The sequence below is a fragment of the Pseudomonas sp. P129 genome (assembly GCF_020312195.1).
GTDB classification, from domain to species: Bacteria; Pseudomonadota; Gammaproteobacteria; order Pseudomonadales; family Pseudomonadaceae; genus Aquipseudomonas; species Aquipseudomonas fragariae.
The window spans coordinates 378,056-403,216 of the sequence record NZ_JAGPYS010000004.1; the positions used below are offsets into that span (position 1 = coordinate 378,056).

23 protein-coding genes and 1 pseudogene are annotated in these 25,161 nt (G+C 60.1%); 9 read left to right on the forward strand and 15 right to left on the reverse strand.

All coding sequences use genetic code 11. The features are described 5' to 3' along the window. Positions 1–212 precede the first annotated feature (212 nt). Both KBY02_RS13635 and KBY02_RS13640 read left to right on the forward strand, forming a co-directional pair. Positions 213–4,274: a CHASE domain-containing protein gene (locus KBY02_RS13635; RefSeq protein WP_225650571.1), complete on the forward strand. Its 4,062-nt coding sequence runs from the start codon at positions 213–215 to the stop codon at positions 4,272–4,274. An 18-nt stretch (positions 4,275–4,292) separates the two neighbouring features. Next, positions 4,293–5,249, forward strand: coding sequence for a diguanylate cyclase (locus KBY02_RS13640; RefSeq protein ID WP_003400783.1), 957 nt, complete (start codon positions 4,293–4,295; stop codon positions 5,247–5,249). Positions 5,250–5,275: 26 nt separating this feature from the next. Here the strand turns inward: KBY02_RS13640 and KBY02_RS13645 are convergent, their stop codons facing one another. Beyond that, positions 5,276–6,160, reverse strand: coding sequence for a LysR family transcriptional regulator (locus tag KBY02_RS13645; protein ID WP_058398251.1), 885 nt, complete (start codon positions 6,158–6,160; stop codon positions 5,276–5,278). A gap of 139 nt (positions 6,161–6,299) precedes the next feature. On the opposite strand from KBY02_RS13645, the gene KBY02_RS13650 reads away from it, so the two are divergent. Then, entirely contained in the window at positions 6,300–7,397 is a 1,098-nt protein-coding gene (locus tag KBY02_RS13650; protein ID WP_096134906.1) for an NADH:flavin oxidoreductase, read from the forward strand. Positions 7,398–7,413: 16 nt separating this feature from the next. Here KBY02_RS13650 and KBY02_RS13655 read toward each other — a convergent pair whose 3' ends face one another. The 5 genes and pseudogenes from KBY02_RS13655 to KBY02_RS13670 all read right to left on the reverse strand — a co-directional run bounded on the left by KBY02_RS13655 (position 7,414) and on the right by KBY02_RS13670 (position 10,462). Further along, the gene (locus KBY02_RS13655) at positions 7,414–8,070 is read right to left on the reverse strand and encodes an NAD(P)H-binding protein (RefSeq protein ID WP_060401070.1); all 657 of its coding nucleotides are present in this window, start codon (positions 8,068–8,070) and stop codon (positions 7,414–7,416) included. A 61-nt stretch (positions 8,071–8,131) separates the two neighbouring features. After that, complete coding sequence (locus KBY02_RS13660) at positions 8,132–8,518, reverse strand: nuclear transport factor 2 family protein (RefSeq protein ID WP_003400789.1); 387 nt, start codon at positions 8,516–8,518, stop codon at positions 8,132–8,134. Next, entirely contained in the window at positions 8,515–8,649 is a 135-nt protein-coding gene (locus KBY02_RS26185) for a hypothetical protein (protein ID WP_003400790.1), read from the reverse strand. The genes KBY02_RS13660 and KBY02_RS26185 overlap by 4 nt, the downstream gene beginning before the upstream one ends. Positions 8,650–8,721: 72 nt before the next feature. Then, positions 8,722–9,824: pseudogene (locus tag KBY02_RS13665) on the reverse strand (alkene reductase). 56 nt (positions 9,825–9,880) lie between these two features. Next, positions 9,881–10,462 (reverse strand): TetR/AcrR family transcriptional regulator, encoded by a 582-nt coding sequence (locus tag KBY02_RS13670; protein ID WP_011268097.1) that lies wholly within the window; start codon positions 10,460–10,462, stop codon positions 9,881–9,883. A gap of 163 nt (positions 10,463–10,625) precedes the next feature. On the opposite strand from KBY02_RS13670, the gene KBY02_RS13675 reads away from it, so the two are divergent. The 3 genes from KBY02_RS13675 (at position 10,626) to KBY02_RS13685 (ending at position 12,400) form a co-directional block, all read left to right on the forward strand. Then, a complete protein-coding gene (locus KBY02_RS13675; protein ID WP_096134905.1) occupies positions 10,626–10,919 on the forward strand; it encodes a metal-sensing transcriptional repressor in 294 nt (97 codons plus the stop codon). A 7-nt stretch (positions 10,920–10,926) separates the two neighbouring features. Continuing rightward, entirely contained in the window at positions 10,927–11,796 is an 870-nt protein-coding gene (locus KBY02_RS13680; RefSeq protein WP_096134904.1) for a nickel/cobalt efflux protein RcnA, read from the forward strand. Positions 11,797–11,974: 178 nt separating this feature from the next. Next, on the forward strand, positions 11,975–12,400 hold the full coding sequence (locus KBY02_RS13685) for a VOC family protein (protein ID WP_024660034.1): 426 nt from the start codon (positions 11,975–11,977) through the stop codon (positions 12,398–12,400). A 54-nt stretch (positions 12,401–12,454) separates the two neighbouring features. On the opposite strand, the gene KBY02_RS13690 is transcribed toward KBY02_RS13685, so the two are convergent. From KBY02_RS13690 to KBY02_RS13700, 3 genes are all read right to left on the reverse strand, one after another. Then, complete coding sequence (locus tag KBY02_RS13690) at positions 12,455–13,327, reverse strand: LysR family transcriptional regulator (RefSeq protein ID WP_032657361.1); 873 nt, start codon at positions 13,325–13,327, stop codon at positions 12,455–12,457. A 58-nt stretch (positions 13,328–13,385) separates the two neighbouring features. Next, complete coding sequence (locus KBY02_RS13695) at positions 13,386–15,239, reverse strand: ABC transporter ATP-binding protein (protein ID WP_104684306.1); 1,854 nt, start codon at positions 15,237–15,239, stop codon at positions 13,386–13,388. A 79-nt stretch (positions 15,240–15,318) separates the two neighbouring features. After that, complete coding sequence (locus tag KBY02_RS13700; protein ID WP_024660035.1) at positions 15,319–15,945, reverse strand: TetR/AcrR family transcriptional regulator; 627 nt, start codon at positions 15,943–15,945, stop codon at positions 15,319–15,321. A 110-nt stretch (positions 15,946–16,055) separates the two neighbouring features. Between KBY02_RS13700 and KBY02_RS13705 the strand changes: the two genes are divergently transcribed. From KBY02_RS13705 to KBY02_RS13715, 3 genes are all read left to right on the forward strand, one after another. Next, positions 16,056–17,261, forward strand: coding sequence for an MFS transporter (locus KBY02_RS13705; protein WP_104684304.1), 1,206 nt, complete (start codon positions 16,056–16,058; stop codon positions 17,259–17,261). 103 nt (positions 17,262–17,364) lie between these two features. After that, entirely contained in the window at positions 17,365–17,682 is a 318-nt protein-coding gene (locus tag KBY02_RS13710; protein ID WP_003400813.1) for a helix-turn-helix domain-containing protein, read from the forward strand. Then, on the forward strand, positions 17,675–18,970 hold the full coding sequence (locus KBY02_RS13715; RefSeq protein WP_058398254.1) for a type II toxin-antitoxin system HipA family toxin: 1,296 nt from the start codon (positions 17,675–17,677) through the stop codon (positions 18,968–18,970). The genes KBY02_RS13710 and KBY02_RS13715 overlap by 8 nt, the downstream gene beginning before the upstream one ends. Before the next feature lie 109 nt (positions 18,971–19,079). Here the strand turns inward: KBY02_RS13715 and KBY02_RS13720 are convergent, their stop codons facing one another. The 6 genes from KBY02_RS13720 to KBY02_RS13745 all read right to left on the reverse strand — a co-directional run bounded on the left by KBY02_RS13720 (position 19,080) and on the right by KBY02_RS13745 (position 25,147). Continuing rightward, positions 19,080–20,006, reverse strand: coding sequence for a PfkB family carbohydrate kinase (locus KBY02_RS13720; RefSeq protein ID WP_104684302.1), 927 nt, complete (start codon positions 20,004–20,006; stop codon positions 19,080–19,082). Then, on the reverse strand, positions 19,996–21,465 hold the full coding sequence (locus tag KBY02_RS13725; RefSeq protein WP_096126506.1) for a purine-cytosine permease family protein: 1,470 nt from the start codon (positions 21,463–21,465) through the stop codon (positions 19,996–19,998). The genes KBY02_RS13720 and KBY02_RS13725 overlap by 11 nt, the downstream gene beginning before the upstream one ends. 160 nt (positions 21,466–21,625) lie before the next feature. Then, positions 21,626–22,639 carry an ADP-ribosylglycohydrolase family protein gene (locus KBY02_RS13730; RefSeq protein WP_003400821.1) on the reverse strand — a complete coding sequence of 338 codons (1,014 nt, stop codon included), beginning with the start codon at positions 22,637–22,639 and terminating at the stop codon, positions 21,626–21,628. After that, the gene (locus KBY02_RS13735; protein WP_024660041.1) at positions 22,636–23,355 is read right to left on the reverse strand and encodes a GntR family transcriptional regulator; all 720 of its coding nucleotides are present in this window, start codon (positions 23,353–23,355) and stop codon (positions 22,636–22,638) included. The genes KBY02_RS13730 and KBY02_RS13735 overlap by 4 nt, the downstream gene beginning before the upstream one ends. Positions 23,356–23,596: 241 nt before the next feature. Next, positions 23,597–24,073, reverse strand: coding sequence for a thioesterase family protein (locus KBY02_RS13740; RefSeq protein ID WP_104684300.1), 477 nt, complete (start codon positions 24,071–24,073; stop codon positions 23,597–23,599). Positions 24,074–24,181: 108 nt separating this feature from the next. Continuing rightward, the gene (locus KBY02_RS13745) at positions 24,182–25,147 is read right to left on the reverse strand and encodes an L-carnitine dehydrogenase (protein WP_104684298.1); all 966 of its coding nucleotides are present in this window, start codon (positions 25,145–25,147) and stop codon (positions 24,182–24,184) included. Positions 25,148–25,161: the final 14 nt, after the last annotated feature.

Consider the following 25,161-nt stretch of genomic DNA (forward strand, 5'->3'; position numbering starts at 1 on the left):
TTAGCCATCAGCTGGGTCGATTCCATGAGTTGCAGGTGGCTGCTGACAGATGCCGTGCGGCCGCGCGCGCGATAAACCGGCAGCCATGGCGACGTCACTGGCGCTTGGTCGAAGACAATCTACGCTTGAGGTCGCAGACACGCGCCAGGGCAGGCGGACGGTGTCCTCTGGTCACCTCACAGTATTCAGGATTGAAAACGAGTGTCTGATCGATGAAGAAAAGCTCTCTCACGTGGCTCGTTGGCTGGATGGCTGTGGTTCTGTTGGCCGGGCTCAGCGTCAGCTTTATCGCCAGCCATGAACAGCGCAGGTCGATTGATGCACGCATAGGCCAGGCTCTCAAAGAGGCCGGAGAGGGGATCGGCGATAACTTGCAGGCACGGCTCAGGGTCTATGAGTACCGCCTTCGAGGTCTGCGCGGTGCCGTTCACATGCTGGACCTCCAGCATATCAACAGCAGCCAGATGGGCCGTTACAGCAAAGGGCGCAATATCGAGAAGGAATACCCGGGCGCGCGCGGATTCGGTTTTATCCGCCGCGTTGCGGCCAGCGATGAGGCCGAATTCGTAAGGCGTGTCAGGGCGGATGGCAGGCCGGACTTCAGTCTCAGTCGATTGAGTGGACCGGGCACCCGGCAGGGAGACCGTTTCATCATTCAATTCATCGACCCGCTGGACCGCAATGTCCAGGCGCTGGGGCTGGACATTGCCTCGGAGGAGCATCGTCGCGATGCAGCCCTTCAGGCCATGCGCAGCGGCGCTGCAACCCTGTCGGCGCCTATTACCCTGCTGCAGGACAACGATGATCACATGCGCGCGTTTCTATTCCTGTTACCGGTTTACAGCACCCCTGAAATCCCCACCGATATCGCCCAGCGTGAAACGTCCCTGATCGGCTGGACCTATGCACCGTTGGCCATGCGGGAGGTGATGAGCAATCTGGACCCCTTGAACCACAGGCTGCACTTGAAGCTTTATGACGTCAATGAAGGTCGGCAACTGATCTACCAGACCCCGGAAAACGATCATGATCAGGAGGTTTTGCAGACCTATGCTTTCGAGCGGGAGATCTATGGGCGCGTGTGGCGCATGGAGGTAGGTGCTCACCCGGCATTTATCGCGGCCCTCGATCCGGTTCCTGCGGGCAGAGTGTTCATCATCGGCACGCTGGTCAGCCTGATGTTGACGGTGCTGGTCGGCACGCTGCTACTGTCCCGTCAGCGCAAACAGCAGGTGGTTGCCGGTCAGGCCAGGCTGGCAACCATCGTCGAAAACTCCAGCGACGCGATCATCGGTGAAGCCCTGGACGGTCGGATCATCACCTGGAACCGGGCTGCCGAGCAGATGTTTGGCTACGACGAGCACGAAGTGCTGGGCCGCCCATTGGCGCCACTGCTGGTTCCGCCAGAGCTGGTTCACGAAGACGAACAGCTGTTGGAAAGGGTGGCCCGCGGTGAGCGCGGGCCGACGCTGGAAACCCGGCGGCTGCACAAGAACGGCCAGTTGATCGATGTGACCATTACCTGCAGTTTCATCCGCGAGACTGACGGCACCCTACTCGGCGCGGCGAAAATGATGCACGACATCACCGACCGCAAGCGCGTCGAACGCTACCTCATGGAGTTCAACGCACAGCTTGAACAGCAGGTCAGCGAGCGCACTGCAGAGCTGTCCAGAGTGGCGGGTTTGCTGCAGGGTGTGCTGGACGCTTCTTCGGAAGTTTCGATCATCGCTACCGATACACAGGGGCAGATCTTTGTGTTCAATCGGGGCGCTGAATTGCTGCTGGGCTACAGCAATTCGGAAATGCTCAGTGGCAACGGCCCAGGGGTGTTTCATCTTCCTGAAGAAGTGGCCGCACGCTCCGCCGAGCTGAGTCGTGAATACGGCACCCTGATCGAAGGCATTGACGTCTTTTGCTACAAAGCGTCCCGCGAAGGCTCGGAAACCCGGCAATGGACCTACGTGCGCAAGGATGGCACGACGGTGCCTGTGCTGATGATCATCACCCCGATCCGTACCGCCGACGGAGAACTCATCGGTCATCTGGGTATTGCTCAGGACATCACCGAACGGCTGCACCATAGCGCCGAGTTGCACGCGGCCAAGTCCAGCGCCGAGGCTGCCAATGCGGCCAAGAGTCTGTTTCTGGCCAACATGAGCCATGAAATCCGCACGCCCATGAATGCCGTGATCGGCATCTCCCATCTGCTACACAACACCGCCTTGAACGACCAGCAGCGCCAGTTGCTGACCAAACTGCAGATTGCCGGCCGGACATTGTTGGGGATCATCAACGATATCCTCGACATCGCCAAGATCGAGGCGGGAGAGATGCGCCTGGAACATAACCCCTTCAGCCCCCGGCAATTGCTCGACGAACTGGGCGAGCTGTTCACGCCCCAGGCACAGGAAAAAGGCCTGCGCTTTTCTGTCAACGTTGTGGCATCGCTGCCTGGCCAGTTGATAGGTGACGCATTGCGAGTCAACCAGATCCTCATGAATCTGGTCGGCAATGCGCTCAAGTTCACCAGTGTCGGCGGAGTCGATGTGACGGTCAGCCGTGAGGACGATCACGCCGACACCTGCTGCTTGCGCTTCTCTGTGCAGGACACCGGCTGCGGCATACCGGGCGATGTGCTCGGCCAGTTGTTTTCGCCGTTCACTCAGGCGGATGCGTCCACCACGCGGCGGTTTGGCGGCACCGGACTGGGTTTGTCGGTGGTGCGCGGGCTGGCCGAGCAGATGGGCGGCCGTATAGGGGTGGAGAGCGAACTCGGCACAGGTAGCGAGTTCTGGGTGGAGTTGCCGTTCCTGATCAGCCAGAGCGACCTGGAGCCGTCCGGCCCGGGAAGCAGTCTGGAGGTCATGCTGCTCAGCGACGACGCGCAATCGTCCATGGCGTTGCAACGCTTATGCCGCGGCCTGGGCTGGCGTGTGGCGAGTCTGACCGGCGAACATGACCTGCGCACTGCCTTGCAGGAGCGTAATCACGTTAACGCGGCATTGCCGGATGTACTGTTGGTGGACTGGCAGCAGCCGCAGGTTGAGGAGGTGCAGCAGTTGATCGAGGCGACGCCGCTTCCGGTCATTCTGGTGACATCGTCCGAGATCCGGGCAGAACTGCACCCTCTGGTCGACAAGGTATTGCTCAAGCCGCTGGACAGCTCGGCCCTGTTCAACGCGGTCAACGCTTGTATCGCCAGGTATCAGGGCAGCACCGAACGGGTTATCCAGGCCACGCGGATGGATACCTCCATGACGCTCTGGTTGAGTGGATTGCACCTGCTGCTGGTGGACGACAGCGAGATCAACCTGGAGGTTGCCAGCCTGTTGTTGCAGCAGCAGGGCGCTGTGGTCCAGACCTGCAGCAATGGTCTGCTGGCCCTTGAACGACTGCGGCAGACGCCGGATTTCTTCGATGCTGTGCTGATGGATGTGCAGATGCCGGAAATGGATGGCTATGAGGCGACGCGGCGCTTGCGCAGCGAACTGGGCCTGACACGCTTGCCCGTGCTGGCGTTGACCGCAGGCGCCCTGGCAGAAGAGCGGCGGCAGGCCGAGCTGGCGGGTATGGACGATTTCCTCACCAAGCCTCTGGACCCCGCAGCCCTGATTCGGGCGGTACGGCGTGCCGTCGAGCGTGTCCGAGGTGCTCCGCTGGCGGTCGGCACCTTGCTGCAGGAAGCATCGACAGGCTCTGCATGGCCGGTTATCGAAGGTATCGACACCCAGGAGGTCGCCGCTCGGCTAGGCAATGATGTGCCCTTGTTTCTCTCGTCCCTGCGGCGCTTTTTCAGTGAATTTGCCGCGTTCGGCGAGAGCGAGAGCGTTCTGGCACGGGCGCGACAAAACCCCGATCAAACAATGGCTGATCTGCACAAATTGCGCGGTTCTGCACTGCTGCTTGGCGCCACGCAAGTGGGCCTGCATGCCGGGCAGGCGGAAACCCTGCTGCGCAACGCTGCGGACCCGGAGCAAGCGTTGCGAGCCCTGAGTGCCGCTTTCCGGTCATTGCAGGAGCGCACGCCGGTACTTGAGGAAAGGCCGCTGGCCCCGCGTATCGATGCGGATCCCGATGTTTCCCGACAGGCATTGTCGACCTTGCGTGAACTGCTTGAAAACCATGATATCGCCGCGCTGGACCAGTTTCCGCTGGCTGCTGTGGCGCTTCAGGAGCTGGCCGGACAGGCACTGGTCGAACAGCTCTGGCAGACCATTGAAGGGCTGGAGTTCGAGCAGGCACTGCACCTGCTCGAACGTGCGGAATTATAAAAAGGAGCGTCACCCACCATGCAACCTGTACCTAGCCTGCTGATTGTCGATGATGATATTTCCGCCATTCGCGTATTGAGCAAAATTCTGAACGGTCTGGGGCAGATTCGTTTTGCCACGGGCGGTGCCCAGGCCTTGAAGATGGTCCGGGAAATGCGTCCTGACCTTATCCTTCTCGACGCCGAGATGCCCGGAATGAGCGGTTTTGAAGTCTGTGAGACGCTCAAGGCCGATCAATTGCTGGAAGACGTTCCCGTCATCTTCATCACCAGCCACACCGAAACCCGTATCGAGGAAGCCGGACTGGCGCTGGGGGCGGTGGATTTCATCGGCAAGCCTATTCAGCCTTTGATCGTCACGGCGCGAGTAAAGACCCACCTGCGCCTGAAAATGGCGATGGACCAGCTCAACCTGCTGGCCCAGACCGATGGGCTGACGGGGCTGGCCAATCGGCGTTTCCTCGACGAGAGTATCGCGCGCGAATGGCTGCGCATGCGGCGCAACCAAGGTGCGTTTTCGCTGCTGTTGCTCGACATCGATTTCTTCAAACGTTACAACGATCACTATGGCCATTTGCAAGGCGATGAGTGCCTGATTGCCATCGCCCACGCCTTGAAAAAGTGCGTGCACAGGTCGACCGATCTGGTAGCTCGTTATGGGGGCGAGGAGTTTGCCGTGCTGTTGCCGGATACCGGGGCAGAGGGCGCCTGTCGTCTGGCGGATGAAATCGTGCAGCACATTCATGGCCTCAACAAGCCCCATGAAACCAGTGACTTCGGCCGGGTGACCGTGTCGGTGGGGGTAGCAAGTCTGGAGGCTGGTGCGCTGCCCGTCCCGAGCCCGGGCGCTGCAATCGGCCTTGCACCTGACTCGATCGCCATAGCGTTGCTGGCGGAAGCCGACCGGGCCTTGTACCGGGCCAAGCATGAGGGGCGAAACTGTAGCCGGTTTGAGCCGATACAGGTTGCGCCTTGAGTCTGCCATACCGATGGCATCTTGCTTCAAACCGCATTCTTCTTGAGCTCTTCCTCAAGACGGTCAACGAACAGGCGTACCCGGTGAGGTACGCGCTGGCGGGTTGGCAATACGGCCGTCACCGACAACTGCTCGGGGATGACATCCTCGAAGTGTATCTGTTGAAGACTGCCTTCACGGATTTCCTGCTGAACGTCCCAATAAGTCAGCATGGCCAGCCCCAGGCCCTGTTTGCACGCCGTGCGCACCGCTTCGACGCTGTTGGCCGAGAATGCCCCCTGAGCGCGGATGGCCACCGGTTCTCCCTCTCTGATGAACGGCCAGTAAGGCATCGCATGCAAGGTGATGCACGGGTGTTGACGGAGTTCGTCCAGCAACGATGGCTGGCCGCGCCGCGCCAGGTAGTCGGGGCTTGCACACACGACCCGAGGGTTGGGCGCCAGCGATCTGGCCACCAGGGCAGAGTCACGTATCGTAGCGATTCGGATGGCGACATCGATGCCCAGCCCGGCAATGTCCACGATGCTGTCCGACAGCGTCAGGTCGATGCTCAGTGCCGGATTGTCCTGCATCAAGGCTGGCAGCAGCGGCATGATGACGGTCTGACCAAACACGCTGGGTGCTGTGACTCGCAGTACGCCACTGGCTGTACCGGCATCGGCTTTCAGCGTCGCGCGGGCGGTTTCGCTGGCGTGCAGCATGGTTTTGGCGTGCGGCAGAAACACTTCGCCCTCCGGCGTCAGTGATGCCGAGCGGGTTGTGCGGTGCACCAGCCTGACGCCCAGGTCGTTTTCCAGCGCAGCCAGACGCCTGGAGATGGCCATCGGCGACAACCCGAGTCGACGCGCCGCTTCCGACAGACTCCTGCTGGAAGCAATGGCGGCGAACACTTCTATATCAGATATTTGCATGGATTCTATCCATTTTCGTTAAAGCGCCTTATCTGCACGGCCGGGTTCCAATGGGCTGCGCCAGCCCTTACCGTTACTGCAGGTTCTGTCAATGACTGCGGGCAATCCGCAGCCGGTCTGCACAGTGAGGATTTGAAGCATGAGCGAGACACACAAACACGTTACAGCCCCGTTCGACAGAGGTCATCTGAAACTGAAGAACAGGTTTGCGGTGGCGCCCATGACACGCGTGAGCGCGGACGAGCAGGGCAGTGCAACGCAGGCCATGACGCGCTATTACGAGCGGTTCGCCAAGGGCGGTTTTGGCCTGATCATCACCGAGGGCAACTACACCGATCGCCGTTTTTCCCAGGGCTACCGCTTCCAGCCCGGGCTCACTGATGACGAGCAGGCGCAGGCATGGCGTGCCACGACCGATGCTGTGCACCGGCATGGCAGTGTCATGATTGCGCAGCTCATGCACGCCGGCGCACTCAGCCAGGCCAATCGCTTCGTCAGCGAGTCGGCGGGCCCTTCGGCCATTCGTCCCAAGGGCGAACAGATGGCGTTCTATTACGGCGCGGGCAGCTACCGGGTTCCGCGAGCGATGAGTGACAAGGATATTGCCGAGGCCATTGACGGGTTCGCCCGCGCGGCGCAACTGGCTATCGGCACTGCAGGCTTTGACGGTGTCGAGATACATGGTGCGAACGGCTACCTGCTGGATCAGTTTCTGACCGACTACAGCAATCAGCGCACCGATCAGTGGGGCGGTGATGTCGGACAGCGCCTGCGACTGACGCTCGAGGTCATCGCCGCAGTGAAAAAAGTCGCCGGGCAGGCACCGGTGGGCGTGCGTCTTTCACAAGGCAAGGTCAACGACTTTCAGCACAAATGGGCGGGGGGCGAGAGCGATGCCGAAATCATTTTCGACGCGCTGGCCGATGCCGGCGTCGATTACATCCATGTGACCGAACATGAAGCATGGCAGCCGGCTTTTACCCAGGGTGAAGCCAGCCTGGTCGAACTGGCCCGTCGCTACGCGCCGGATGTTGCGCTGATCGCCAATGGCGGCCTGCACGATCCGCAAAAAGCCGACCAGGTGCTTCGCCAGGGTGCGGACATCATCGCAGTGGGCAAGGGTGCGCTGGCCAATCCGGACCTGCCAGAGTTGTTGCGTCAGGGCGCGCCACTGCGCGACTTCGATCCAGCCATTCTCGGGCCGATTGCCAACATCAAGGACAGTGAGCTGGTCTAGTCGTTTGTGACGAACATCAGCGCTGGCTGAGCGTGCGCAATGCCTCGTTGATAGGTGTTGCGCCCTTAGTCAGTTCGATGATCTGGCGGGATATCCCGGGTCGATCGACCAGTGCAGCCAGGAACGCGGCTACGTCATCGCGCGGTACTTCGCCATATGCGATAGCCGGACCTGCGCAGACTTCACCGGTCCCCGGGTTGTCGACCAGGGTGCCTGGCCTGAGAATCACCCAGTCCAGTGCGGAAGAGGCCAGATACACATCGGCTTGTTTTTTCACCCGCATGTAATTCTCGAAGCCAGCGGAGGTGTCCGTGCCGCGTGCTGCTTCAGGAAATGCCGACACCAACAGGAAGCGATTGACCCCGGCAAGCACGGCTGCATCAACAGCGGTTTCCAGGCCCTTGCCATCAATGGCATTGGTCAGCTCAATGCCCGCGCCGCCAGCCCCGGCGGTGAAAACCACGACATCGCTGCCTGTCATCGCAGCGGCCAATCGCGAAGCGTCCAGATCGGTGAGGTTGCCGAGCAATGGTATGGCGCCAGTCGCTTTGATTGCCGCTGACTGTTGTTCTTTACGGTGCAGTGCGATCACTTCATGAGCGCCGCCGCCAAGGTTTTTCAGAAGGCGCTGGCCGACCTTTCCGGCTGCGCCGATGACAAAAACTTTTGACATGAAATCTTCCTCTGGTTGGCCGTGCGCCGACGCTCAGCAATATCGGCGCATTCCAGCCACGTTAACCTTCGAATTGATGGTAGACCTTGGCAATCACTTTCCAGCTGTCGTCGATTTTGATCAGCGTCAGGTAGTCGTTGTAGTCCGCACCAATAGCATCCTTTTCCATATCGACCCGGACCACTGCCGTGGTGGGCGTAATGGCAAGGACGTCCAGGCGCGTTGTGATGTCTGGAGCGGTACCATTGGTTTCGACGAAGGTGTACAGGTTACTGATCGGTCCACCCAGCAGTTGACCATTGGTGAAACCATACATCACCGCATCTTTATGAAAGGCTTCCTCGATAGTGGCAACGCTGCCTGTACGCAAGCCTTCTACGTACTTGCCGGCCGTTGCGATAACTGCGTTGTAATCGGTGGTCGGGACGGCTTTGATGTTCTTGCTCATGGGGTGTTACTCCTGGATTGGGAACTGACCACTGCGCGGCTGATATCTTCAGGCGCAATGGCCATCTCGTTAAGCGCTTTGGCTGTTGCTGCGCCGGTGACGATTACGGTTTTCTTGTCGAGATAATTCATGTGGTGTTTTTCCTTTGTCGCGGTATTTCCGGGATCCTGGGAATTGATGAAGGGGAGGAGGCCGGCAGTGGCTTAGTACTTGCCCATTGGCCAGTCGATATAGCCTTTGGCACCGCCGCCGTAGTACGACTCACGTGGTGCAATGGTCAGCTCGGCACCATGGCGCAGGCGGGCGACGAGGTCGGGGTTGGATATGAACAAGCGGCCGAAAGCCACGGCGTCGATCTTGCCCTGCGCCCGACGCTCGATCGCCATCTTCAGGTCATAGTTGTTATTGCCAATGAACGGACCGTTGAACCCGGCGCTCAGGGCATCCATGTCGACACCCTCCGGCACTTCACGGGAGGTGGCAGTGGCGCCTTCGACAAAGTGCAGATAGGCCAGATTGAATGTGTTCAGTTGCTGGATCAGGTAGCCATGAAGGCCCATGACGTTGCTGTCGGGCGCCGTATTACCGGCGTCGGGGGTCACGGGCGACAAGCGAATACCCACGCGGTCACTGCCCCAGATATCCACGATGGCCTGGGTGACTTCCAGCGTCAGGCGAGCGCGGTTTTCTATCGAACCGCCATACTGGTCGGTGCGCTGATTGGTCGAGTCGCGCAGAAACTGGTCCAGCAGGTAACTGTTGGCCGAATGGACTTCAACGCCATCAAAACCGGCCCTTTTGGCGTTCTCTGCGGCGTGTTTGTATTGCTCGATGACGCCGGGGATTCGCCGGTTTCCAGTGCGCGCGGCATGGAGACAGGTACAAAACCGTCGGCGGTGTAGGTATTGCCCTCGGCCTTGATGGCGGAGGGCGCTACCGGTGCCTCGCCGTTGGGTTGCAGGTCGACACTGGAAAATCGCCCCACGTGCCATAGCTGGCTGACAATCTTGCCTCCTGCTGCATGCACAGCGTCGGTCACCAGGCGCCAGCCTGCGACTTGTCGGTCACTCCAGATTCCCGGGGTCGCGGCATAGCCTCGACCCTGAGCGGAAATGTTTGTCGCCTCGGCGACGATCAGCCCTGCCGTAGCGCGTTGTGCGTAGTAAGTTGCGTGCAGTTCATTGGGAACACCATCCTCGCCATAGCGGCTGCGTGTTACCGGTGCCATCACAATACGGTTCGCCAGCTCCATGGAGCCCAGGGTGACGGGGGAAAACAGGTCGGTAGTTGTACGGGGATCATGCATCAAATACTCCATATAGTAGACCAGTCGTCTACTTAAAAAGACAAAAAAAATGCCCGCTACCGCAGCAGGCGTTTGGTCATGGTCAGTGCTTTTTCGAAAGATTCGGTGGACTTGTTCACCTTCGCCAGAAGGGAAGCGCCAAGCCAGAGCTGATAGAGGGATTCTGCGAATCCTTCATGATCGCCCTCGGGATGAATGCTGTCGTCGGCGACACCCATGTCGACACAGGCAGTGATGCGTTTGATGATTTTTGCTGTGCCGACCTCGAGCACGCCACGCATGTCTTCAGACAAATCGCAGACTTCCGCCCCCAGCTTGACGACCAGGCACTTGCCTTCGGGAAAGTCGGTGCCCTGGGTTTCTATCCAATAGTTGAAGTAGGCCAGTAACCGCTCGGCGCCGCTTCCGGGGCGTGCCATGAGGGCGTCGACTCGACCCAGGTACTCGGAAAAATACTCTTCCAGCAGCGCCTGACCGAATTCTTCCTTCGATTTGAAGTAGTAATAGAACGAACCTTTGGGTACACCAGCCGTGCTTAACACCTCTGCGAGGCCGACGGCGGTATAGCCTTTGTTCGTCATGAGCGAGCGGGCCACATCAATGATGTGCTGTCGCATGTCCTGAGCTGGTTTCTTCATAATGCCGAGCATCCTAAACGTAAACCGACCAGTCGTCTAGTAAGTTTTTCTGGATATGCTTGCGCAAAAAAACCTCAGCAAATGTATACCGCATAGGCTTTGACTCTATCCCCCCTGGGGGGATAGAGTGCCGGTCTGAATTATCCAGACTGGAACTCAAGCCATGAGTGAACACGACCATCCCCACGGCCATACGCACCAGTCCCACGAAGCTGTCATCAAGCGCCTGAAACGGGCCGACGGTCATTTGCGCGGCATCATCACCATGATCGAAGAAGGGCGCGAGTGTGTGGACATCGCCCAGCAGCTGCACGCGGTCGAGAAAGCGGTGTGCCAGGCCAAGCGCACGTTGATTCAGGATCATATCGATCACTGCCTCGAAGACACGCTAGGTTCACTCGCCAAGGACGAGCGGGCACCGCTGGAAGCCTTCAAGCAAATCACCAAATACCTTTAGGTCTCGCATGCCGAATTTCGTCGAGCTGTTGCAGCAAGGTGGTTCGCATGCCTGGCTGTATTTCCCCAGTGCCATTCTGCTGGGCGCGTTGCACGGGCTGGAGCCCGGGCATTCGAAAACCATGATGGCGGCGTTCATCGTGGCCATTCGTGGCTCCTTGAAACAGGCCGTGATGCTCGGCGTCGCCGCTACCGTCTCGCACACCGCCGTTGTCTGGCTGGTGGCCATCGGCGGGATGTATCTGGGGCAGGGGCTGGATGCTGAAACCACGGAGCCTTATTTTCAGCTCGCGTCGTCTGCCGTGATCATCGCCATCGCGCTGTGGATGCTGTGGCGCACCTGGCGTGGCGAGCAGCTGTATAAGTTCGAAAGTGCCCGGCTCAGTCACGGGCATACAGGCCATGGCCATGAGCACGACATTGACTTCAAAGAGCATGAGCACGGTCACAGCCATGACCACAGCGATCTGGGCGGCTTGAGCCTGAGCGCCGAGGGCTACCAGGATGCCCATGAAAAGGCCCATGCCGACGACATCCGCAAGCGCTTCACCCATCGAGAGGTCAGCAATGGCCAGATCCTGATGTTCGGCTTGACCGGGGGGCTTATCCCTTGCCCAGCAGCCATCACCGTGCTGCTGCTGTGCCTGCAGGTGCAGCAGGTCACGCTGGGCGCGATGATGGTGATCTGTTTCAGCGTGGGACTTGCCATCACGTTGGTCACCGTTGGTGCGGCCGCCGCCATCGGTGCGCGAAGAGTCTCGAATCGTTTCCCCTGGCTCAGTGCCGCCGCTCGACGCGCCCCTTACCTGTCCAGCGTCCTGATTATTTGTGTCGGGATGTATGTAGGAATCAACGGCTGGATCGGCCTGTACTCGTGAGCTGGCCTGATGCTTGGGCGTGGCGGCTGTCACAAAAATAATTTGTGTTTCTTGAAAATATATATTGATTTTTATTGGTGTCGCCCGGCTTTAGCATGAGTGGAACTTGAACAAGTCGCCGGGCAGTGATCAAGCCGCCCGGCTTCACACGCCACCAAGAGCTGCAATCGGAGTCCTGATGAGTCTTTCTCCTTTCCACCTTGCAATTCCGGTTTATGACCTGGCCGCGACACGTACCTTTTACGGTGAAGTGTTTGGTCTTTCCGAAGGGCGCTCCAGCGCCCAATGGGTCGACTTCGATTTCTACGGGCATCAGTTGGTGATCCATGAACACCCTAAAACCGCCTCTCAAGAGAGCGTGCACAGCAACCCGGTAGACGGCCACGACGTGCCGGTTCCGCACTTCGGCATCATTCTGGAATGGGCCCAGTGGGAAGCTTTGGCCGAGCGCTTGAAATCCTTCGGTACCGAGTTCGTCATCGAACCCTACATTCGCTTCAAGGGGCAGGTGGGTGAGCAGGCCACCATGTTCCTTTTCGATCCCTGCGGTAATGCGCTTGAGTTCAAGGCGTTCAAGGACATGAGTCAGCTGTTCGCAAAATAGTAAAAGGCCTGGCGCGCACCACGTTGCGCCAGGCCTGCTTGAGCAGGCGCAGCGCTAACGAGTCAGAGCGTGGTCGTTAATCAGTTGCACCAGCGCGCTCACCGGTTCGGTCAGGCTGCGGCGAGCGCGATGTACCAGCCCGATATCGCGATGGAACGTATGCGCTTTCAAGTCGACAGAGCGCACACCGGCGTGCCATGTCTGCAGGGTTGCCGTTTCCGGAACCAACGCTACGCCAACACCATTGGCGACCAGTTTGATGATCGCATCCAGTTCATCGAGCTCGCAGACTTCGCGCAGCGAGACATGGGTCTGGCGCAGGAACCGGTCAACCTGTCGGCCACCGAACGACGATCGATCGTAACGAATGAATGGATGAGCCGAAACCAGCTCGGCCCAGTCATCCCCCGGCATGTCGGCAGGCACGATAAGGCGATAGGGCTCACGGACCAGCGTCGTCCAGCGCAGGTCGCTTTGCAGCGAGAAGGGCGGGCGGATGATCGCTGCCATGTCGATCTCGCCAGCGTCCACCTGATTGACCAGGTCCATGGACAGGCCGGGGATGACACGCGTCCTGCATGCGGGGAATTGCTGATGAAACCGAGCGAGCGCTTCCGGCAGAAAGGAGCGTTGCACAGAGGCAATTGCGCCGATGGTCACCAGTACGCTGGCGGGTAGCCCGACTGTCGTAGTGCCCAGGCTGCTGAACTGGCGCACCAGGTCCTGACCTTGCAGCAACACCTGCTGCCCCATGCGGTTGAGCTGGGCTGAACGTCCTTTTCGGTCGAACAGTTCGACGCCCAGTTCAGCTTCGAGGCGCTGCATCTGCGCACTGACAGCGGCCTGGGTGAGCCCGATCTTGCTGCCGGCCGCAGCAAACGTGCCTTCTCTCGCCACGGCAATAAACGTTTTCAGTTCTTTGATCATCGGCAAAGAATAATTGTATTTTTACTGAAAGCACATTTGTTTATTTTGTTGTTGCTGCTTATCCCATGTCCTCGGCCACACCCTGATCCTCACCGAGAAACCCGCCGCTCTGGTGCTGCCACAGCCGCGCATAGGTGCCGTTTTTGCCCAGCAGTTCGGCGTGGGTGCCTTGTTCGATGATGCGGCCGTCATCCATGACAATCAGCCGGTCCATGGCGGCAATCGTGGACAGGCGGTGAGCGATGGCGATCACCGTCTTGCCCTGCATCATTTCATCGAGGCTTTCCTGGATCGCCACTTCGACTTCCGAGTCAAGCGCACTGGTGGCTTCGTCGAGCAGCAGGATCGGGGCGTTCTTGAGCATCACCCGGGCGATGGCAACGCGTTGGCGCTGGCCGCCCGACAGCTTGATACCGCGCTCACCCACCAGCGTGTCGTAGCCACTGTGGCCTTGCTTGTCACTCAGTTGGCTGATGAACCCATCGGCTTGTGCACTGGCTGCGGCGCTGCGGATTTGCTCATCAGTCGCGTCGGGGCGTCCGTAGGCGATGTTGTCGCGAATGGAGCGGTGCAGCAGCGAGGTGTCCTGCGTGACCATGCCGATGGCACTGCGCAAGCTGTCTTGAGTGACGTGCGCAATGTCCTGCCCATCAATGCTGATTGACCCCTTGTCCACATCATAAAAGCGCAGCAGCAGGTTGATGAGCGTGGATTTGCCGGCGCCGGAGCGACCCACCAGGCCTATTTTTTCACCTGGACGAATGCTCAGGCTCAGGGCATCGAGCACCTGGCGTTCGCCGTTGTAATTGAAGCTCACGTTATCGAAGGTGACCGCGCCACCGCGGGTGACCAGAGCCTTCGCATCCGGCGCATCCTCAACCTTGGGACCGCGGGTCAAGGTTTCCATGCCGTCCTGAACGGTGCCGATGTTCTCGAATAACGAGGTCATCTGCCACATGATCCAGTGCGACATGCCATTGATGCGCAACGCCATGGCGGTGATCGCCGCGACCGCACCGGTGCCGACCTGGCCCTGGTGCCACAGCCACAGGGCATAACCGCCAGCACTCATGATCAGCGCGACCACCAGTGCCTGATTGACGATCTCGAACTGGCTGACCAGACGCATCTGGGCCAGGCCCGTGAGCTTGAAGTCCTCCATCGCTGCGCGCGCGAAATGCGCTTCACGCTTGGAGTGGGAGAACAGCTTTACCGTGGTGATGTTGGTGTACGCGTCCGAGACACGTCCGGTCATCGACGAGCGTGCGTTGGCCTGCTCCTGGCCGACCTTGCCCAAGCGTGGCACGAAGTACAGCATGGCCAGGCCGAACAGCATCAGCCAGCCAAGGAAAGGCAGCATCAGTTTCAGGTCGAAGCCGCCGGCCAGGGCGATGATCGCGATGAAGTAGACGCCGATACCGAGGACGATTTCGACGATGGTGAACAGCACCTCGCGCACTGACAGCGCTGTCTGCATCACCTTGGTGGTGACGCGGCCGGAGAACTCATCGGAGAAGAAAGACAGGCTTTGCCGCAACATCAATCGATGGAAGTCCCAACGCAGCCGCAGGGGCAGGTTGATCGCCAATACCTGGTGCTGCACCATTGTGCGCAACGCCACCAGCACGATGCTGCTCAGCAATACCAGGCCAATGCCCCACAGCACGCTACTTTCCTGCGCGGCCGTGTCGCCGCCAGCCTTCCAGGTGGACAGCAGATCCACGACCTGCCCGAGGAAGGAAAACAGCCAGGCTTCGTAAATCGACACACCGGCGCACAGCAGCGCAAACGCAAGGATGTAACCGCGTGCCCCTCGCGTGCAGGCCCACAGAAACCGTGCCAGACCGTCAGGTGGTGGCGGCACCTCGTCAGGCGGGAAGGGGTCAAGCCATTTTTCAAACGCGCGAAGCATGGTGTTCTCCAAAAAAATCAGTGCAAAGAGTCTGGCGTCGTCGACGCCTCCCGAACCTCTTCCAGATTGAGCTTCAGGGTCAATGTTTGTCGGCGCCAGTGCCCAGGCTGTCCCACAGCCTCATCACCTGGGTCACTGCGGCGTCCAGTGTGGCATGTGGGACACCGTCGCGCGCCAGTGTAGACAAGCCCAGAAGAAAACTGTCAAACACGGCCGCGAGCGTTTCCGGTATTACCGTTGCAGGCAACTCGCCTGCCGCAACGGCGCGCTGAATACAGCCCACGATACCTGTGCGGTTCAGATCCCTCGCCCGCGCAAGAGGTTCGGAAATCGCCTTGCTCTCGTCCGAGCAGGCGCTCATTAGCCCCAGCGCCACCAGGCACCCTGTCGGATGCCCGGGCTCGCACTGCATTTTCGCTGAACGACGAAGGGTGAGTTCAATCGCGTCTCTGGGCGGCAGGTTCGTATCGAACAGGCTGTCGGTGACCCGGCCGTAGGTGTCGAGGTAACGCTCCATCACTTCATTGAACAGGGCCTGTTTCGAGCCAAACGCTGCGTAGAAGCTCGGTGCCGTGATGCCGCCACCGATGGTTGCCTTGAGCTGGCTGAGGGAGGTTGCGTCGTAGCCGTGCTCCCAAAACAGATGCAGCGCCTGAGTGATCGCTACATCACGGTCAAATGTACGCGGACGCCCCAGCTGAGCCATATCGAGTCTCCTTCGGAATTAATTAAATACTAATCGATACATAAGTCATTGACCACCTGACTTCATCTGCCTATATTTGTACCGATCAGTATATTAGTGAGGGTTTTTCAATGACTACAGATGAGAAGCAGGGCGAAACACTCCCTCTGGGGGCGTTGCTGGCGCTGGCAATGACCGGGTTCATCTGCATCGTCACCGAGACCTTGCCTGCGGGTTTGTTGCCGCAGATCGCCGATGGGCTGGACGTGTCCGCATCGTTTGCCGGGCAGATGGTGACTGTTTATGCGCTGGGTTCATTGCTGGCCGCCATTCCACTGACGATCGCCACGCAAAGCTGGCGGCGCAGAACGGTCTTGCTGGTGACGATTATCGGCTTTCTGGTTTTCAACAGCGTCACCGCGTTGTCGTCCAGTTACGGACTGACCCTGATCGCAAGGTTTTTCGCCGGCGTCTCGGCCGGTCTGGCCTGGAGCCTCATCGCCGGTTACGCACGGCGCATGGTGGTGCCGCAACTGCAAGGCCGCGCACTGGCCGTGGCGATGGTCGGCACGCCCATTGCCTTGTCACTGGGCGTGCCTCTGGGCACCTGGCTCGGCGGGTTCATGGGCTGGCGCATGGCGTTTGGCTTGATGTCCGGGATGACCGTGCTGTTGATCATCTGGGTGCTGGTCAAGGTGCCGGACTATCCGGGCAAGTCTTTCTCACAGCGCATGGCGTTGCGTCAGGTCTTTTTCACGCCCGGCGTACGCTCGGTGCTGGGCGTGGTCTTCACCTGGATGCTGGCGCATAACCTGCTTTACACCTACGTTGCTCCCTTCGTTTCCGCGGCGGGGCTGGCGAATGATGTGGACCTGGTATTGCTGGCATTCGGTGTCGCCGCGCTGGCAGGCATCTGGGTAACGGGACGGCTGGTTGATCGCCATCTGCGCAAGACAGTACTTGCCAGTCTGGCAACCTTCGCAGCCGTGTCAGTGTTCTTCGGCGTGTTTTCCGGCTCTGCACCGGCCATTTACATCGGCGCTTTTATCTGGGGGCTGACCTTCGGTGGCGCCGCCACGTTGCTGCAAACTGCGCTCGCCGATGCGGCAGGCGAGGGCGCAGACGTGGCGCTTTCGATGAACGTCGTGGTCTGGAACAGCGCCATCGCAGGCGGCGGGTTACTGGGTGGCGTGTTGCTTGGCCAATGGGGAGCAGGTTCCTTTCCCTGGGTCTTGTTGATGCTGTTATTGCTGAGCCTGTTGATCGCACTGCGCGCAGGTGCTCATGGTTTTGCACGGGGCAGCCGGCTGGACCGGGAGCATGTTTTGGCTGGGTGATCTGATCAAGACCCGGAATATGGTCGTCAAGCTGCTTGCTGATGCAGGGAGTTAATTCTATAATTTTGTGAATTAAATGGCTGAATCGAGCTTTATACACATTATGTTGGATTTAAGCTTCAGCAAGCCTAGTGAGATCGTCAAGCGCCTTTGCGAGCGCCTGCGCACAGAGCGACTGGCGCTGAATATGACACAAGCCGACCTCGCCGGGCGTGCCGGCATCGGCACAAACACGGTCTCCAACCTCGAAGCCGGACGCAATGTCGGATTCGAGAACGTCGTTCGGGTGGCTATGGCTCTTGGTCGAACCAAGGAGCTCGAAGGCTTGTTTCTGCCAAAGCTGGACAGCATCGAAGACATTCGGCGCTACGAAAACAGCGCCAATCGTCTCCGTACAAAGAGGAAGTCCGGCGATGCTTGAGCAGGTTAACGTCTTCTACGAGGGCTGGGGTGAGCGATGGCAGTGGGGCACGCTGGTCTCGACGACCGCTTTGACCGGTCGCCCGCTGATCGTGTTCGAATACAGCAATGAAGCCAGACAAAGGGGCCTGGAACTGTCCTCCTATACGCTGCCCCTGGAGGGGGACAGGTTGCGTCGAGACTTCCCGGACCATCAGCTGTACTTGCCAGGGCCTGTTTACGACTCGTTGCCGGATGGATGGGGCATGTTGTTGATGGACCGTCTTTTCAGGCGCCGCGGGCGCACCACCGCGCGCATCGGCCCTCTGGAGCGGCTGGCCTATATCGGTAGCAGTGCAATGGGCGCCATGTCGTTTGAGCCCGTGGCGCCCGAAGGGCAGGAATCTGACGTCCACATCCCGCTGGAACAGCTCGCCGCCGACGTGAAGCAAGTACTGCATGGAAACGGTGGTGAGTTCCTGCAGGCATTGCTGCTGGTGGGTGGCTCGCCTCAAGGTGCAAGGCCCAAGGCTCTCGTCTATCGCGATCCTGAAACTGGCGGGTTTACCACTGCTGCTACGCCGGGCTTTGAAGCATGGTTGATCAAGTTTCCGGCCAAAGAAGAACATGCAGAAGTGTGCGCCATCGAAATGGTCTACGCCGAGTGCCTGCGCATGTGCGGTATCGAGACCCCTGACACCCAGTACTTCAATCTGCCTGATGGCCTGGCAGCGTTTGCCAGTAAGCGATTTGACCGCCGCGAGGGTCTACGTATACCCATGCAAAGCCTGGCCGCCTTTACGGGGGCAAATTACCAGTCTCCGGGTGTGTTGGACTATGTCAACTTTTTGCGGGCAACACAGATGTGTACCAACGATGTACGAGAGATGGCACGCGCGTTCGAACGTGCCGTTTTTAACGTTGCGTTCAACAACCGAGACGATCATCCCAAGAATTTCGCCTACATCATGTCGCAGGACGGTCAGTGGCGACTGTCGCCGGCTTACGACGTAACCTTCTGCGAGGGGCCAAGCGGATACCATCAGATGGACGTGATGGGAGAGGCGCTGGAGATTTCCCGTGCGCAAATGCTTCGGCTTGCCGAGGAAGCCGAGATGTCCCCGGACGCTGCAACCGGAGTGATTGACGGCATGTGTGATGTAGCGAGCCGGTTTACAGCCATCGCCGAGAACCTGTGCCCGCAGGTTATTACTCTAGACACCCTGCGCATGATCCAAAGCCGCATTGATCAGAACGTAGCCCGGTTACACCACAGTCAGGCCGACGGCGGTCACGGGCGATTCTCATAAACGATGCTGCCGTATGCTTCGAGCGCTCAGGGCCGTGTGCAAGACTTTGAGCATCCGCAAAGTTGCCCTGTCATTACCTTCATCACGGTGTAGCGCGGCTCAAGCCAGATTAGACATCGGCCCCCACCAGCGCATCTATCTCCTCACGGCCAGGCGCCGTTGCCGGCCCCCGGCGGGTGACCGCGATTGCTGCTGCCGCATTGGCGCGCAGCGCTGCGCGGTCGACATCGCTGCCCCTGGCCAACTCGGCCAGCAGCACACCGGCATGAGCGTCGCCGGCTCCATTGGTGTCGAGTGCCGTGACGGCAAAGCCGGGTATGAGCCGCGTCTGTCCAGCATGGTGGATCCAGCAGCCTGCGGGGCCATCACGAATCACTATGAGCGCATCTTCGCGCAGAATGGACGCCAGGCGGTGGATCGCGTCGTCGGGCGTCCGGGTTTGCGTGAAGCGCAGGGCTTCTTCGCGGTTGCTGGACCATAAGCTGATCAGGGGAAGTACGGCGCGCATCTCGACGCCATGAAGCGCATCAACCAATGGGCCTGGGTCGAATACCACGGCAGTGCCGCTGGGCAATCCGCCCAGCCAGGCGAGCAGGGCTGTGACCTTGTTTTTGTGGGCCAGGCTGTAGCCGCTGACAAATACGTAATCTTCGGCGCTGACCTGCACGCCATGCAGATCCTCGGCAGACAAGCCACCTTCAGCGCCCACATAGGAGATGAACGAGCGCTCGGCCGAGGCTTCCACCAGGGCAACGGCTAGGCCGGTGTCCTCACCGGAAACGGGCATCGTAGAAATTTCCACGCCTTCGTCGCGCATGGCCTGGCGAGCAATGTCGCCGAAGCGGCCCTGGCCATGGCGACCCAGGTAAACGGTGGGCAGGCCATTGCGGCACGCAGCGGCCATGACATTGAAGCCGCCTCCGGCCTCGAACGTGGCGCTGCTGGCCAGCACATCTCCGCCCGACGGCGGCAGGCGGTCGATGGCCATCACCAGGTCAACCACGACCTGGCCGGTGTAGAACAATTTAGCGGGCATGGGCAGCCTCTTCGGTAACGACACGGCGATCACGCGCCCCGCCGAGCAGCGCATACAGGCCACCGGCGACAATGAAGGTCACGATCCAGCCCAGGCCGTTATGGCCCAGCCAGGAATCGGCGAGAAAGCCTTTGAACAGCACATGCTCCGGGGTGGTGGCCACGGTGGTGAAGCTGAAGCCAAGCACGATTGCTAATGCCCACGAGCCCAGCGCGCGCCATTCGACGCCGCCGCGATACCAGTAAGCGCTGCGTGGGGTCTGGTCCAGCAGGTCTTTTGGGGAGTAGATGTGGCGGTGCAGCAGGTCGACGACAAAGATGCCGACCCACGCGGTAATGGGCACTGCCAACATCGAGATGAACGTAATGAAGGGGCCGTAGAAGCTGTCGGCGATCAACATGAAATAGATCGAACCGGCAAAGATCGCGATGATATCGACGATGACTGCGTGTACTCGCTTGACCTTCAGGCCGAGGGTCAGGGTGGTCAGGCCGGCCGAGTAGACCGACAGGTTGTTGGACAACAGCAGGCCGCCGAACGCAGTGATCAGGTAGGGCACGGCCATCCAGGTGGGCAACATTTCGCGAATGGCGATGATCGGGTCGGTGGCTGACGCCAGATGATCGTTGCCCACCGACAACAGGCCGCCAAGAGTGATCAGCAAGACCAAGGGGATCCCTGCGCCAAACGCCGCCGAGGCCACCAGGCGAGTGGCCTTGACGCTGGCGTGCTGATAGCGGGACATGTCGGCGCCCGCATTGGCCCAACCGATACCGGTGCCTGCGGCCATGGTGCCAACGCCAATAATCATGGCACTCAGTGGCGCTGCTGGCGCGTCGAAGACCAGGCTCCAATCGATGTGGGTGAGTAGAAAGCCACCGACCACCAGGTTCAGCGCGCCAAACAGGTAAGTCGCCCATTTCTGGATGACCAGCAAGGTGGCATGGCCCAGGCCCGAGACGGTCAGGGTCAGCAGCACGAACAAGGCAATGAACACCAGGGTCAGGCCAGGCGAGTTTTTCGCCTCCACGGGGGTGCCGAAAAGGATCGCGAACAGTGACAGCAGGACGAACGCGGCGGTGGTGGTGTTGACCGTTTCCCAGCCCAGACGCGACATCAGCGAAACCAGCGTAGGCCCGATATTGCCTCGTACCCCGAAGATGGCCCGGGACAGCGTCAGGCTCGGTGCCCGCCCGCGGCGCCCGGCAATGGAGATCACGCCCACCACGGCGAACGAGCCGGCGGCACCGAGGATGGCGACGATAATTGCCTGCCAGATGGCCAGCCCCTGGAACGCTACCAGGGTGGCACCAAGCGGCAAGCCGAGGATGCTGATATTGGCGGCGAACCAGACCCAGAACAACTGCAGCGGGTGGCCGTTGCACTCGTTTTCAGGAACCGGCTCGATACCGCGGGTTTCCAGCTGACCCGCACCTTGAGAGGGGGACGATGTAGTCATTTGCGTTGCTCCTATTGCCTTTTATTGTGGTTGTGGCAGTACGTCAGCAGGTGCAATCCAGTGCAAATTGGCTTTCCGAAATCGGGTCAGCCTGATCGCCGCCCGGAAGGCTGAGGGCGAAAGTGATCTCGTTCACAGTGGACGAGCACAGCCCGGTCCATCATCCGGCGCGCAGGGCCAGCAGTTGTTCGACCAAAGGCGCGAGGTCGAGCGCGTTGACCGCATCGATTTGCTCGATCAGCGCCGCCGGCCAGGCGTGCATGCCGTTGCAGGCGCCCAGCATGGCACCGAGAATGGCGGCAATCGTGTCGGTGTCGCCGCCCAGGCTGGCCGCCATGCACACCGCATCGAACGGACTGAGCTGGCTGCTTGCCACGCGGTGGGCGAGGGTGAAGGCAGCGACCACTGATTCCTGTGAGGCGACCGAGGTGCCAATCACATCGTGAACCCGGTCGGCCAGCTGTTCGTCTGTGCAGTCAGCGCACAGTGCCTTGGCCCATTGAATGCGCGCGGCGATACGCCCACCCGCAACCCAATGGCCATGACGTTCGGCACTCAGGGCTACCTCGGCGCCTGTCTCCAGGGCTTCGGCCAGGGGCGCGCCATTGATCCCGGCGGACACCACGGCCGCGACCGCCGCCGCGCTGGAGATGCCCAGCGTGGTGTTATGGGTGACCTGACAGGCTTGCACCACCAGCGCCATGAAGGCCTCGCGGTTGCTCACGTCGGCCGCGATGCCTACCGGGGTGATACGCATTGCCGCGCCATTGGTGGTGCCGAAGCGGCCAGCCTCTTCAGGGCTGTGGCCGTCAAGGATCATTTCAATCGCGCGCTTGGTCGAAGGCCCCAGCAGGTCGTAGGAGCCCTTGGCTTTCATCGCGGCTTCCCACTCGATCAGGCTGTGGGCCAATGCTGTCGGGTCAATGCTGCCGCCGCCAGCCACCAGCAACTGTGCCACCAGGATGGCCTGCTCGGTGTCATCGGTGATGGCGCCGGCCGGCATGTTGGGTGCGATCGGCTGGTCGGCATCGGCGCCGATCAGCGTAGTGATACGGCCATAGCGTTGCAGGATCAACGCGCGCGGCAGCGACTGCGTCGGCATGCCCAAGGCGTCGCCCAGGGCCAGGCCATAAAAGGCGCCCAGGCCTCGGTCTTGCAGAAATGTTGCGCTCATGTGGACGATCCGAAGGCGAGATGAAGGCGAAAATGCACAGGGTCCAACAGGCTCTCTACGTGCTCCATAAAACGTTCACGGCGGTCAAAGGTGGTGCGCACGGCCTTGAGAAACACCGTGCCGGGCTCGCGTGCCAGCAGCGCGGCGTCATCACGGTTCAAGGGGCCTGCGCCGATCCACTGGTCACCCTTGTCGCCAATGAAGCCGTGCGCGGCCATGGTCACCGTCAGTGACTGTTCCAGCAGGCCGTTTTGCGGCAGGTTTTCCAAGCCATCGACCGCCGGAATCAAGGCGCGCTCCAGGGAAACGATACTGCCGTCGGCGGCGATACGTCGGCGGTCCAGAGCCACCAGACTGGAAGTGCCCAGGCACACTTCCATGTCGGGGCGTTGCACCGCCACCAGGCGCAGGATTTCCGTACGCACGCCAGCACCCGTATCGGCCAGGGCCTGGGCCCAGCCGGCACGCTGGTCCAGGCTGAAGCCGTCGTAGGTGACGATCGAGCCCACGCCGGTCTGCGTGGCAATGAAGTTACGCCGCTTGAGCTCGGACAACGCCTCGCGCAGCGTGCCGCGGCTGACGTTGAATTCCTGGGCCAGGAGATTTTCCCCGGGAAGCAGGGCGCCGGAGCTCATCTGGCCGCTTTCGATGCGGCGGATCAGCTCATTGATCACCTGGGTTTTTTTGTCGAATCGAACCTGTCTAGTCATGTACATTTTATAGTTGCATGTTGGATCGGAATGCAAGCTGTTTTTGCGTGGCACATTGTCATGCGACGTACCGTGCTTAAGGGATTGGTCTCATCGTCTGCGCACATCATGCTCGCAGTTCGACAAGTCACCTTGCAGGTCACGCCTGCAAGGTTTTTGAAGCGAGCCTTGCGCTCACCCACCCTCCAGTGCCAGCCAGGGCAGTCCGATGTGGGTCAAGGCTTTGGCAATAGGAGGGCTTTTTCGATTATTTTCCAGCCTGCAACCCGATCACCCGGCCAAGGAATTTGGGCCTCGGCAGCTCCGACTGCCCAGCGCTTATAGCGTTAAGTCTTTCCTTTGTTGCCTCGGTAAATATTGTTGCATGCGGGCCGGTCAGATCTACATGCAACAACATCTGCTCATTGCCGGCCAGCTCCATGTCATCCCCTGCCAAATGCAGGCTGTGATAGAGATGCACGCGCTTGGCGTCGTGGGCGATCAGTTGGGTATGCACCTCGACCGCGGCGCCGAGTTTCACTTCGTGCAGGTAATTGAGGTGCAGTTCCAGGGTGAACAGCGAGTGGCCGCTGGCTTCGCGGTTGTCGCTACCCAGCCCCAGCGCGTCCATCAGCCCGTCAGTGGCGTAGCTGAAGATCAGCAGGTAGAACGCGTCACGAAGGTGGCCGTTGTAGTCGACCCAGTCGGATTGGACTCGGGTGGTGTAGGTGGTCAGTGCAGGCATGTCGGGGGATTCCGGGTCATTACTGATCAAAATGAGGGCGCTGGCGTGCTTTGCAGGACGATGGAAGATCCACCGCCACCCATCAAAGGCAAGCCAGCTACCGTAGGTTCATTCCGCGAAGCTCATGCCATGCCTGGCCTTGGTAGTCTTTACCGCCTCCAGCACGGCGAGCAAGCAATCGTCACGGTAGCGCTCCAATGCCGAGATACTGTGTTTACCCAGCTGGTCAGTGGTGCCGTCGACCACATCGTCGATCAGTTTTTCGGTCAGTTCCGGTGCCGGCAGGTAGCTCCACGGCAACTGCAATGCCGGGCCGAACTGCGTCATGAAGTGGCGCATGCCTGCATCGCCACCCGCCAGTGTGTAGGTGAGAAAGGTGCCCATGAACGACCAGCGCAGCCCTGCGCCGAAGCGAATCGCATCATCGATTTCGCCGGTGGTCGCCACGCCGTCATTGACCAGGTGCAGCGCCTCGCGCCATAGCGCTTCGAGCAAGCGGTCAGCGATAAAACCGGGGACTTCCTTGCGCACGTGCAGCGGGCGCATACCGAGGGATTCATAGACCTTGATTGCCGCCTGTATGGCCGCCGGAGCAGTATTTTTGCCGCCCACCACTTCGACCAACGGCAGCAGGTACACCGGATTGAACGGGTGACCGACCACGCAGCGTTCCGGGTGCGCGGAGCTTTCGTAGAAGTCACTTGGCAACAGGCCCGACGTACTCGAGCCAATTAACACATTCGACCTGGCCGCCGCGCTGATCCTGCTGTGCAGATCCAGTTTCAGTTCCAGGCGTTCCGGGGCGCTTTCCTGAATGAAGTCGGCGTCTCTCACACATTCTTCGACAGTGGCCACAAAACGCAGGCGGTTCTGGGATGCACCGGGTACCAGGCCCTGTTGTTCCAGCGCCCCCCAGCACTTGGCGACACGGTTACGCAGCGCTGCTTCGGCGCCGGGCGCGGGGTCCCAGGCAACCACATCCAGGCCATGGGCGAGGGCGCGGGATACCCAGCCACTGCCGATGACGCCGCTGCCGAGAGCGGCGAAAGTTTTGATTTCAGTGATAAAGCTCATGGCGACGTTCCTGA